The sequence below is a fragment of the Photobacterium sagamiensis genome, assembly GCF_050337085.1.
Classification (GTDB): Bacteria; Pseudomonadota; Gammaproteobacteria; order Enterobacterales; family Vibrionaceae; genus Photobacterium; species Photobacterium sagamiensis.
On sequence record NZ_JAKJSP010000046.1, the window covers coordinates 43,874 to 55,652 of the forward strand.

Consider the following 11,779-nt stretch of genomic DNA (forward strand, 5'->3'; position numbering starts at 1 on the left):
GTAGGTAATGCGAGTAACTCATTCCCGTACGATAACCCTTTTAAAAACGCTGGCCTGGCTTAGTTTGCTGGCTGCCTTCGTGATCGGACAGCTTGCTTCCCAGCCAAATCACCAAGCGATGCTATCCCACTATCTGGGAGATTTARAACTGGARCGTGCGGATCACCAAAGTGAAAAACCKATTGTTTTTAACCTGGTAAAACAAAAAACTGATGACGCAGACGTGGTAGTACTAGGAGAAGGCGAAGGTTACGGCGGCCCGATGATGGTCGGAATCCTTGCGCATCATACTGATACCGGTCCCCGGATCCAGAAGYTGGTCCTGCTTTCCAACACCGAAACACCTCCCTACATAGAGCGCTTGAAAAAAAAGCACTTCTTTAACCAGTTTAACAACAAGTTGATCACCGATGATTTTCTGATTGATTCAGACATTGATGGTTATTCCGGCGCCACAATATCGGCACGCGGAATCACGTCGGCGGTGCGTCAGGCTGTTCATCTCGGCGCAGTGAACCACCTGAAAATGCCCTCGGTCTGGCAAGAAGAGCAGTGGCAGTTTGGCATAAAAGAAGCGGGCCTGTTGTTATTGGTCGCTTTGGTGGTATTTGCCAACCAGTATCAAAGCAAGCTAAGCCGGATCCTGAAAGCAATCATTCCCCTGTTGTCATTGGCATATGTGGGGATCTATACCAACGCCTCGATCAGTTTTGGCAGCCTCAGTTCAATTCTGCTGGGCTATTTCCCCAGCCCCAAGCATCACCCTATTTGGTGGATTATGATGCTGAGCGTTTTTGGCGGGATCATATTTCTTCGTCGCAACATCTACTGCAACAATCTCTGCCCTTTTAGTACTGTACAGGGGTTATTGCATAAGATAAGCGGGATCCGTCTGAATCTGACACCACAAGTCACTCGTAACGCCAGAAGCATCATTCTGACGCTGATCTGGATGTCATTGATGCTGATTTTCTTATCCCGACACCCGGCGCTCGGCTCCTACGAACCCTTCTCCATGATGTTCGCTTTAGAAGGTATGGGAATGCAGTGGTACATCTTGCCCTTCTCGTTACTGGGTGCACTGTTTATTCCTGATTTCTGGTGCCGACTGTTTTGCCCCGTGGGCTTTACGCTCAATGAATTAGTGCGCATGCGCACCAAAGCGGTGAAATCTTTCAAGCGCCCTAGCAGACTGAAAACACAATCAATTCCAGCTATCGATATAACGGAAAACAACGCTCGACAAAGCCCGAGGAGATCTAAATAATGGCCACCACTAAAAAGAAAAAGCAGCCGAACAAGTTCGCGCTAATGCTGTTCGTCGCTACAATGGCGTTGATCATCATTTTTTTCCTCCAGTCAGCACTGAAAATCGGAGAGAGCCGACTGGTAGGCGGGGCCATCGACCAAGTTCAGGCAAAAGTACAAACGTTTCAAGAAAACCAATCGCAGGAGTCCGGAAAATGACAAACACATGGCAAGTTGAGAGCGATAAAGCATACGCAGAGCTGGAGTTCGGCACGGCTGTTTATAAAGCTTGTACCCATTGTCAAAGTGCAATCGAAATTATCCCTTTGCTGTCAGGCAATACCCTGGGAGGCACGCTCTGGAGCGATGGTTTCCTGGAAACCGATCAGATGCCCAATCAGGATTTACTGGGCCGATGCCGCCACTGTAACAACATTGTTTGCCTGTCTGATCTAAAACCCTATCCGCAGCAAGAAGATCCCGCTGACACGGGTGATCACTCTTATTTGTCATTAACCCTGGCAGATTACGAGATGCTATTGCAGCAACTCGGCAACATTGCCGAACACTATCACCCCTATCTGCGACTCAAGTTCTGGCAAAGAAGTAATGATCAACGCCGTTATTCAGATCCAACAGTCCTGTTCACCGAACAAGAACAGCAAAACCTGCAGGCGCTGCTGCCCCTGCTTGGCGATGAAGATGCGGGTCGATTGCTTAAAGCGGAAATTTATCGGCAACAGGGAGAGTTTGAGCACGCTCAACGCGTGCTATCTGACCCGTTCGATCATCGTGTAAGCGAAGTGGTGATGCGTTTAAAGCAACTCGTACGCGAAAAAAATCAATTCCTTACAATGATTTTTTCCGGCAAGGCTGAAGGCAATTCAGCAACCTGCTGTAACACAACAACGAGCTGAAAAACCTGAGGCTACATAGACGGCTTGGCTAGCAAAACATATCGCATTACATGACCAAGAAAGTCTCAGTATTCCTAAAAAAATGCCTGTCAGCATCGCTGACAGGCATTCGTCCTCTGAAAAACATCATTTTTTAAATCAGTTTAATTCCGTTTTCTTTGGCGATGTCCTCTAATGAATCATCGAGGAATTTAACGTTGGAATAACCTTTATTGGTCAGCGTGGTATAGGCAATTGCTGCTCGCGATCCCCCCATACAATGAATAACCACTAAACCCGTCTTGGGGATCTGACTCAAGTGCTGATCAAGCTCTTCAAGGGGGATATTAATTGATTTTTCCAAGCGGCCTTTGCTCACTTCATCTGCAGAGCGAACATCGATAATCGTTACTTTACCGGCTTTAACTGCCTCAACAAAAGCGGTTTCTTCAATTGCCCCTTTAGCAAGCTTCTTCACATAATCCAGATTGGTAGCAATCTTTCCGGTTCCCAGAGGAAGCTGATCACTACTCCACGACGCCATTCCACCACTTAAGATGGCAACATTTTTGAACTTCCAGAATGTCAGTATCTCAAATGCTTCGATCGCCTCTTCACTGGCTTCACTGTTTGCAACGATGGTAATAGGTGCTTTCTTGTCTCTCAGCCCGTAGATGGTGCGTTTCTTCGTCGGGAATTTTTCTTTATTCCACTTTTGGTGCATTTGCACAAGCTGGGATGCAGGAAGGTGAACAGCACCTTTGATGAAGGTATCAGGAGCATCTCTGACATCAAGCACGACGTGATGCTTGTCGAGGTTCTTCTTCAGCCAACCACGATTGACATGAACGGGGTAAACCTCTTCTTTCCACGCAGGGAAGCCGTCAACATAAGCTCTTACGTTTTCATAACCGTTCATCTTGGCGATCTTTAACGCTTTAGGGCTTAGCGGACATGTTACGCCTCCGCAATAAAATACCAGTGGCGTCATTTTGTTTTCTGGTAACCAACCAAGATTTTTTTCAAGCTCACTAGCTGGCGTTGCCTTCGAACCTGGAATATGTCCAATGTTATATTTACCCTGAGGACGAGCATCACCGATGAAAAGAGGCTGACCGCCCTCAATCATTTCTTCGAGTTCGTCAGTTCCAATGATCTGTTCTTTAGGCAGTTTGACCAAAATTCGTTTGATCTTGCTGGCAAGCATGTTGTCATCAACCGTTACTTTAATCTTGGTATTAACGATAAAGTCTTCGAAAGATTCTGCGCTCTCAAGTTTTGTCTCATCGTTAAACTTGATGACGGTAACTGTTTTTGTCTTAGGGTTAACGAACTGAATCACTTTGGCTTCTAGAGAAATTGACTGGATTTTGCCACCCATTTCTGCCGCCATCAGTGAGAGCGGCATAAGAAATAGGGAAAATAATATGACTGCTTTCTTAAACATATGGATCCTCCAATGAAAAAGTTATGCATCCACTCATAACAACTCTTATAAAGAGTGAAATTAATCAGGGAAAAGTCGCGAACATGCATCGAACGTTCAAGTTATAGCATTCCATTTAGCGCCTTTATTAATTAGTGTATCCTTATATTCGCAAATGCTAATAAAAAAAACTTGAGCTTATCCACATTTTCTAAGGATTTTTATCCTTAATAAGGCTCAAACTGCAGCAAAAAGAAAAATGGGAAGGAAATCAGGCGGAAATTCTTCAGGTTTCAGGCACAAAAAAACCAGCGTTAAGCTGGCTTGATATGATTTCGATGGTCAAACACCATCTTTGAATAACGAGCAATTAATGATATTTATCGTCATTTCAAAAGGATTTAATCTAAGAGATTATGGAGGCGCGTCCCGGAGTCGAACCGAGGTACACGGATTTGCAATCCGCTGCATAGCCACTCTGCCAACGCGCCATATTTGATTGCGTACTTCTGCTTCTATGGTAAAGACAAAAGTAAGATGGTGCCCCGGGCCGGACTTGAACCGGCACAACGCGAACGTCGAGGGATTTTAAATCCCTTGTGTCTACCAATTCCACCACCAGGGCACGCAATTCTTGATTGCGGTGCTCGTAACTGATTTAAGTTAGACACCATCTAAGTACTGATTTCTTAACTGGAACATCAATACTGCAAATTATTCTTTGTTCCGATTCTCAATAGAGAATGGAGGCGCGTCCCGGAGTCGAACCGAGGTACACGGATTTGCAATCCGCTGCATAGCCACTCTGCCAACGCGCCATCGTGTTACATCTACAAGTAATCAGTTGATTACTCACCGCTTAACAGGCTCTCCCGCTGCGGTATGAAGTGTAATTTACTGATTTTTAAAAATGAGTCAATAAAATATTGTTACTTTTCAATTGAGTGGTTAAAAACCAACAAATGCAGTTAAAAAGCGTTCCATTATCGATTAAATCAACGCCACAGCCTGAATCAATGTGAAGTTACTCTAATGCGCAGATCTTATTTTTTAAGTGAGCGTATTTCTTCATCTAGTTGGTATTTTCGGTCAGTAACAATCTTTTCTAACACATTCACCCGCTCTTTCAGAGCCTGTAACTCTTTTTCCAGATCGTTATTGGTAGCCCCCGCCTGCTGATTTTTGATATGTTCAAGTTCAAGCTCTTTCATTTTAGCCATATGTTGCAGGTATCGATTAAGCCCTATAAAGGCAAAAACAATAGCAACAATCATTACAGGTAAATATCCCATCTCAAAGTTACTCCGCTAGCAATAGAACATTACCTTAATCAACCCATTGAGTATTTACAACTCATACCAATCAGGAAAAGTATATGACCAAATTCTTATTCCGATTGGTATTAGCTCACAGTAAAGAAAAAGGCCGATAATCGGCCTTTTTTAATTTGGTAACTTGGTTTGGAATACTTAGGAAACGGACCATTGGGACAAGGAACGTTTAAAGTCCTCATAGCCAAATTCATTCAGCTTTTCGATATCACCATTGGAACGCTCACAGTACACAGATGGCATTTTGAGGCCGTTGAACCAGTTCAGTTTCACCATGGTATAACCGGCGCTGTCCATAATGTGCAGGCGCTGGCCAATTTCCAGCGGCTTGTCAAATTGAGTAACGCAGAACTGATCGCCAGCAAGACAAGAGCAACTGCCAATCACGTACTGGTGTATTCCCTGCTCGCTCGCTTCAGCAATAGACGCAGGCTCATCGTAGATCAAGGTATCCAGGCGATGGGCTTCAGTCGCACTATCGACGATCGCCGTCTTGATTTCATTTTCAACCACGTCAACCACCGTCACGACAAGATCCGTCGTTTTCGTGATGATTGCTTCTCCAGGCTCCAGATAGAGCTGAACACTATGTTTTTCAGAAAACGCTTTTAACGCCGCAGCCAGTTTTTCAATATCGTAACCCGGCCATGTAAAGAACACACCGCCGCCAAGGCTAACCCAGTCTAACTGATCCAGGTATTCCCCAAACTTATCCGAGATGTCGTTCAGCAAAGCGATGAACGCGTCTTCATCTTTGTTTTCACAGTTCATGTGGAACATGACACCGTCAATCTCGCTGAAGACTGCCGGGGCAATATGATCACACTGCACGCCCAGACGAGAGAATTGACGAGCGGGATTCGCTAAATCCTGACCTGCATAGCTGACACCCGGGTTCAAACGTAAACCCAGAGATGCTTTTCCTTCAACAATATGACGGTAAGCCGCTAGCTGATTTTGTGAATTGAAGATCATCTTGTCGCAGATGTCAGCCACTTCTTTCACATCATCTTCGCTGTAGCCCACACTATATGCGTGCGTTTCACCGCCAAAGGTTTCATGGCCCAGCTTTACTTCATACGGACCGCTGCTTGTTGTGCCATCAAGATAAGGTTGGATAATGTCAAACACACCCCAGGTCGAGAAGCATTTCAGTGCTAACACCAGCTTGGCACCAGACAGCTCTTTCAGCCGTTTTGCTTTCTCAAGATTGGCAATCAACTTACTTTCATCAATCATGAAATAAGGGGTTTTTAATGCTTGCTTGTTCATCTCATCTTCCTAAAACGGAATAAAGCCGATGCAATTAACATCGGCTTAATATTTAAGTATCGAGAACCTAGGTACTTAATCACAGAAATTTTGACCAGTTCAGTCACCAATCATCGTCATTCCGTAAAGTGAGGAACGAACTTATACGGAATCTAAGGCGCACACGGTTAGAACTGGATCCCGGATATCTCGTTCCTCGATTCCGGGATGACGTGCTTCAACTAGTCAAAACCTGTGTGAAAGGGTACTAGGCACTCGATACTCGGCACTAACCACTCGATACTAAAATTCGATTACTTTAGAATCTGAATGTCTGGCTGAGCAACTTCAAGCTCCTGAACACCCCAATCAAGACCGATTGTTGGCATTAGCTCCAGGAACGGATCCGGGTTCAGCTGTTCCATATTGAACACGCCTTTACCACTCCACTCGTTACGGAAGTACATTAGTGCAGCCGTAATTGCAGGCACGCCTGTCGTGTATGAGATTGCCTGGTGTTCAACATCTTTGTACGCGACTTCGTGATCAGCATTGTTGTAGATGAATACGCTACGTGGCTTGCCATCTTTAATACCTTGCACCCAAGTACCGATACAGGTTTTACCCGTGTAGCCCGGTGCCAGTGAGGTTGGATCTGGCAAGATAGCTTTCAGTACTTTAAGAGGCTCAACCACTGTACCGTCTTGTAGCGTCACGGGATCTGGACTTAACAGACCAATATCACGCATGCAATTGAAGTAGTTCAGGTATGCATCACCAAAGCCCATCCAGAATTCAATGCGATTCGCAGGGATGAATTCTTTCATTGAACGTACTTCATCGTGCGCCATTGAGTAAACCTTGTGGCTACCCACTTCAGGGAAATCAAACTCAAGCATACGGGTGTGACAAGGTACCTGTTTCCACTCCTGATTTTCCCAGTAGAAAGAATCACCTTGTACTTCCAGCATGTTCGTTTCCGGATCGAAGTTCGTCGCGAACTTCTTACCGTGATCGCCTGCGTTCACGTCCATCACGTCGATAGTATCGATCTCATCGAACAGATGCTTCACCGCGTAAGCAGCAAATACGCTAACAACGCCCGGATCAAAACCAGCACCCAGAATACCTGTGATGCCCGCTTCTTCGAACTTTTCGCGGAATGCCCACTGTGGATCGTAAGCTTCAGGCACTTGCTGGCCTTCGCTGCACAAGTCAACCGCTACAGACGTATCCAGGTAAGAGACTTTCGCCTGGTAACAGGCTTCCATGATCGCGACATTAACCCACGGAGGACCGGCGTTGATGACGAGATCTGGCTGGACTTCTTTGATCAGTGCAACCAGAGCATCAACGTCATCTGCATTTACAGCACGCGATTCCAGTTTCTTTGATGGATCTTTCAGGTTATTGCGACCTTTGATCGACTCAATAATCTTTTCACACTTGCTCACTGTACGAGAAGCGATCGTGATATCACCTAGAACATCATTGTTTTGTGCCGCTTTATGAGCAATAACCCAACCAACACCACCAGCACCGATTTGTAAAATAGCCATAGTTATTCGTTTTCCGTATTTATTCAGAAAAAAGTTGTTGTTTACACCCCGTCGCAACGGCGACGGGGTGAATCGTTACGTTCTTTCTTAATTACCCAGCTTACTTACCTAGCGACAGTGCCAGCTGGTTAATTCCGTTCAGTAAAGACTCGAAGTCCGACATTTTAAGACAAGGGTTTAGAATCGTAAATTTAAGTGCGACCTGGCCATCGACAACCGTTTCACCCAGTACCGCAACACCCTTCACTAATGCTTCAATTCGAAGTTGTTTATTCAATTGATCTAAATCAGCAGACTGATTTCCGGTATAGCGGAACAGAACCGTTGATAACGCAGGATCTGCCAGCAATTCAAAATCATTCGAATGATTGATAAGATCAGCAACCTGCTGTGTCTGACCCAGCAAGTGATCATACATAGCACCCAGAGCCTGGGTACCCACACACTGCATCGTCATCAACACTTTCAAGGCATCAAAACGCTTAGTCGTCGCGATCGATTTATCCACCAGATTTGGCAGTAAATCATCTTCACGATTCAGATAATCGGCATGATGCAGTAAGTACTTAAAGTTCTCTTTGTCTTTAATCAATACTGCACCACAACTGATTGGTTGATAGAACAGCTTGTGGAAATCGACACTCACAGAGTCCGCTTTCTCGATACCATGCAGACGAGATTTATGACGACTCAGGATCAGAGCGCCACCGTATGCGCCATCAACATGGAGCCATAGGTTATGCTGCTCTGCAATGTCGGCCATGTTCGCCAAATCATCGATAGCACCGTGATCTGTTGTACCCGCAGTACCGACCAAAGCAAACGGCAGTAAACCATCTCGCTTCAGCGTTTCAACCGTTGTCACCAGCGCAGCAAGCTTAATCGTACCGTCTGGATTGGTATCAACACACTCAACCGCATGCTCACCCAAGCCCATCAACGATGCAGATTTCTGAACGGTGAAGTGCGACTTTTTAGAACAGAGAATACGCAGCTTAGAAGCGTAATCAGGCAGGCCATCTTTCTGGATGTTATGCCCGGAAATGGTGTCTGCCGCCCAGTCACGTGCCAGCAATAACCCCATCAGGTTACTTTGTGTGCCACCACTGGTGAATACGCCGTCGGCTTGCTCACCTAAGTTATAAACACCGCATAACCAATCAACGACCTTCTGTTCGACAAAAGTCGCGGAGCTTGCCTGATCCCATGAATCCATCGACTGGTTCAAAGAACTAATAAACGCCTCAGCAGCAATGGCTGGCAAAAGCGGCGGCGTATGCAGGTGGGCAATGCAATGTGGATGCTGAACCATGATTGAGTTCTTAGCGATCAGTTCGCCTGTCTGCTCAATAACGGTTTCCAGCGGTAACTGCTGATGATCAAGATCGATGTTGTTAATCATCGATTTTAAAATTTGCGGTTCCAGACCAGAATATGGCGCTTGTGTACCTTCAAAGACCTGCTTCAGAACTTGCGTCGTCTGATTGAGTGCAGCTTCAAAATGGTCAGCACCACCTTCACCTGTGTGAATAAAGTAAGAACGCCACTCATCTTGCTCGTTAGCAACTGCAGGCTCAACAACTTTCGCTGGACCTGCCGTCGCGATAATCGCTTTGCTTAGCGCATCGAGAGCAAAATCAATCTGCTCGCGAGTGATAATTAATGGCGGAAGGAAACGCAGAACCGAACCCTGGCGACCACCTTTTTCGATGATCAATCCACGCTCTAGTGCAGCGCGTTGAATCTTCGCTGTCATCTCCGGATCAGCTTCAGGCTCGCCGAATTTATTCTTCTGGCCGTTAGGTTTTACAATTTCAGCACCTAACATCAAGCCTTTGCCACGTACTTCTGCAATACAATCGGTGTACTGTGCAATACGCTCTAAACCTTCACGCAGGTACTGACCGGCTTGTTGTGCATGCTCAACCAGGTTATCACGGCGGATAATTTCCAACGTTTTTGCACCCGTTGCCATTGCCAGTTGATTACCACGGAATGTACCTGTGTGCTCACCCGGCAACCAGGTATCAATCGACTTATCAAAAATAAGCAGTGACATCGGCAAGCCGCCGCCAACCGCTTTAGACAGGCAAAGAATATCAGGGGTAACACCCGCTTCTTCGAACGCAAAATTATGACCGGTTTTACCGATACCGCACTGGATTTCGTCAAAGATCAGAAGGATACCGTGTTCTTTGGTGATCCGACGCAATTCTTGTAGCCAGAATGCAGGAGCCGGAATAACACCGCCCTCGCCTTGTACAGGTTCAACAATGATAGCTGCTGGTTTTTGTACACCGCTCTCGTCATCACTTAGCATACGCTCAATATAACGAAGGCTCTGTTTCGCTCCTTCCTCGCCTTTCAGGCCAAACGGGCAGCGTAAACTATACGGGAAAGGCAGAAAATGGACATCAGCCATCAAACCCTGGCGACGCGCTTTAGTATTCAGATTCCCCATCATCGCCATCGTACCGTTGGTCATACCATGGTAAGCACCATGGAAAGCTGCCATCGTATTACGGCCTGTGGTTTGCTTTGCGAGCTTGATAGCCGCTTCAACGGCATCAGCACCTGAAGGACCACAGAATTGGATACACGCGTTTTTAGCAAAATCATCTGGCAGAAAATTCATCACTTCTTTAATGAACTTGTCTTTTACAGGTGTTGTGATGTCTAAGGTCTGATATGGCAGACCTGCATTTAACTGATCGATGATCGCTTGATTAATTTCCGGGTGGTTATAACCCAACGCAAGCGTGCCTGCACCGGCTAAGCAATCAAGAAAGAACTGGCCACGGCTGTCTTCAACCATAGCACCCGAAGCTTTAACTATTGCCAAAGGCAAACGTCGTGGGTATGAGCGAACTTCTGATTCATAGTGCTCTTGGCTTAGCAATAATTCATCAGGAGTTAAATCGTATAGTTCGTGAACTACAGGGACATTTGACGCCAGCTTTAGCGCATCTAAGTCAAACACATTGTTCATGGTAATTTTCCAAAATCATTACGTCATGCACTTATCGAACGCCTTACGGCGTGAAAGAAAATCCTGAAGCCATTTCATAGCAAACAGGTACGCGCAAAATTCACATAGTCAAAATTTGACCATTCGATTTTTAATTGCACGTTCAGTATTTAACGATATTAAGTGCATACAAACACCACCGGGAATAGCCGGTGAAAATTCGAATGTTTACAGCAATAGGCTGAAATGATTTAAATCAGAAGGTTCAAGGCTCAGTAATAATACTGCAGTTAGGCAAGACAAAACTGATTTGAATAAATAAGGATTGAGTATTCACTGTTGGGTTCCTTCAATATGCGCCTGCATTATTCTTGTCAGGTCTGCGCTATTAATGCCCTTCTACTAATGAAAGTTTCATTAGTACCTACGGCACGTTGTGACATAATCGGCCTGAATTCATCACAACGCATATGTCTCAGTGATACTTCCCCTGAGATTGCGCGCAAAATATCACAATGTCGTTTTCCATGACAAGACATATTTGAAAACAAATACAACATCCGACCTCAAACAACATTATGCACCAAGTTTAAATGACTGTATTAGAAGCTAAAACTAGAAAAGCTTATTACCTCCACGTAATACTCTCATTTCTACCGAATTTCAGACATTACCCTTCAATTATTAGAATGTTCTCCTATCAAGACATGAACTAATCAGGTAAGTCCATTGTGCTGACGTTGATATCGACTACAAACAATTCTCATCACTAAACACAATGAATATCATTGGTATGTAATTCTTTAAAATTTCACTGAAAAGTTACTGGCTGATCTTCGAGGTGCAGGCGTGACCTCAGCCTTGGCAAGCTTGCGCGTTGAATTTTAGATAATAAAAAACCCCGACATTTCTGTCRGGGTTTCGTATTTGGAGCGACRCACGAGGCTCCCGATCTTCGAGGTGCAGGCGTGACCTCARCCTTGGCAAGCTTGYGCGTTGAATTTTAGATAATAAAAAACCCCGACATTTCTGTCRGGGTTTCGTATTTGGAGCGACRCACGAGGCTCCCGATCTTCGAGGTGCAGGCGTGACCTCAACCT

The 11,779-nt window shown here is 45.3% G+C and carries 8 protein-coding genes and 3 tRNA genes; 3 read left to right on the plus strand and 8 right to left on the minus strand.

Annotation, left to right across the window (positions count from 1 at the left end; all coding sequences use genetic code 11):
* The first annotated feature begins 7 nt into the window (after positions 1 to 7).
* From L4D76_RS20665 to L4D76_RS20675, 3 genes are read left to right on the plus strand one after another with little or no spacing between them, the layout of a single operon-like run.
* Entirely contained in the window at positions 8 to 1,267 is a 1,260-nt protein-coding gene (locus L4D76_RS20665; RefSeq protein WP_428442766.1) for an FMN-binding protein, read from the plus strand.
* Entirely contained in the window at positions 1,267 to 1,467 is a 201-nt protein-coding gene (locus tag L4D76_RS20670) for a hypothetical protein (RefSeq protein WP_428442767.1), read from the plus strand. Before L4D76_RS20665 ends, L4D76_RS20670 begins: the two co-directional genes overlap by 1 nt.
* Positions 1,464 to 2,165, plus strand: coding sequence for a hypothetical protein (locus L4D76_RS20675; protein ID WP_428442768.1), 702 nt, complete (start codon positions 1,464 to 1,466; stop codon positions 2,163 to 2,165). The genes L4D76_RS20670 and L4D76_RS20675 overlap by 4 nt, the downstream gene beginning before the upstream one ends.
* A 133-nt stretch (positions 2,166 to 2,298) precedes the next feature.
* On the opposite strand, the gene L4D76_RS20680 is transcribed toward L4D76_RS20675, so the two are convergent.
* From L4D76_RS20680 to L4D76_RS20715, 8 genes are all read right to left on the minus strand, one after another.
* Positions 2,299 to 3,591, minus strand: a complete 1,293-nt coding sequence (locus L4D76_RS20680) for a rhodanese-like domain-containing protein (protein WP_428442769.1) — start codon at positions 3,589 to 3,591, stop codon at positions 2,299 to 2,301.
* 396 nt (positions 3,592 to 3,987) lie between these two features.
* A tRNA-Cys gene (locus L4D76_RS20685) sits at positions 3,988 to 4,061 on the minus strand.
* A 47-nt stretch (positions 4,062 to 4,108) separates the two neighbouring features.
* A tRNA-Leu gene (locus tag L4D76_RS20690) sits at positions 4,109 to 4,195 on the minus strand.
* 119 nt (positions 4,196 to 4,314) lie between these two features.
* Positions 4,315 to 4,388: transfer RNA gene (locus L4D76_RS20695), tRNA-Cys, on the minus strand.
* 225 nt (positions 4,389 to 4,613) lie between these two features.
* Positions 4,614 to 4,862 (minus strand): hypothetical protein, encoded by a 249-nt coding sequence (locus L4D76_RS20700; protein ID WP_428442770.1) that lies wholly within the window; start codon positions 4,860 to 4,862, stop codon positions 4,614 to 4,616.
* Between the two features lie 177 nt (positions 4,863 to 5,039).
* Positions 5,040 to 6,173: a carboxynorspermidine decarboxylase gene (nspC, locus tag L4D76_RS20705; protein ID WP_428442771.1), complete on the minus strand. Its 1,134-nt coding sequence runs from the start codon at positions 6,171 to 6,173 to the stop codon at positions 5,040 to 5,042.
* Positions 6,174 to 6,466: 293 nt separating this feature from the next.
* Entirely contained in the window at positions 6,467 to 7,711 is a 1,245-nt protein-coding gene (locus tag L4D76_RS20710) for a carboxynorspermidine synthase (RefSeq protein WP_428442772.1), read from the minus strand.
* 100 nt (positions 7,712 to 7,811) lie between these two features.
* A complete protein-coding gene (locus tag L4D76_RS20715; protein ID WP_428442773.1) occupies positions 7,812 to 10,700 on the minus strand; it encodes a pyridoxal phosphate-dependent class III aminotransferase in 2,889 nt (962 codons plus the stop codon).
* Positions 10,701 to 11,779: the final 1,079 nt, after the last annotated feature.

Bases quoted from the DNA above. Each gene is read 5' to 3' on its own strand.
- L4D76_RS20710 (WP_428442772.1), bottom strand. From the start codon at position 7,711: ATGGCTATTTTACAAATCGGTGCTGGTGGTGTTGGTTGGGTTATTGCT.
- L4D76_RS20675 (WP_428442768.1), top strand. From the start codon at position 1,464: ATGACAAACACATGGCAAGTTGAGAGCGATAAAGCATACGCAGAGCTG.
- L4D76_RS20715 (WP_428442773.1), bottom strand. From the start codon at position 10,700: ATGAACAATGTGTTTGACTTAGATGCGCTAAAGCTGGCGTCAAATGTC.
- nspC (WP_428442771.1), bottom strand. From the start codon at position 6,173: ATGAACAAGCAAGCATTAAAAACCCCTTATTTCATGATTGATGAAAGT.
- L4D76_RS20680 (WP_428442769.1), bottom strand. From the start codon at position 3,591: ATGTTTAAGAAAGCAGTCATATTATTTTCCCTATTTCTTATGCCGCTC.
- L4D76_RS20670 (WP_428442767.1), top strand. From the start codon at position 1,267: ATGGCCACCACTAAAAAGAAAAAGCAGCCGAACAAGTTCGCGCTAATG.
- L4D76_RS20700 (WP_428442770.1), bottom strand. From the start codon at position 4,862: ATGGGATATTTACCTGTAATGATTGTTGCTATTGTTTTTGCCTTTATA.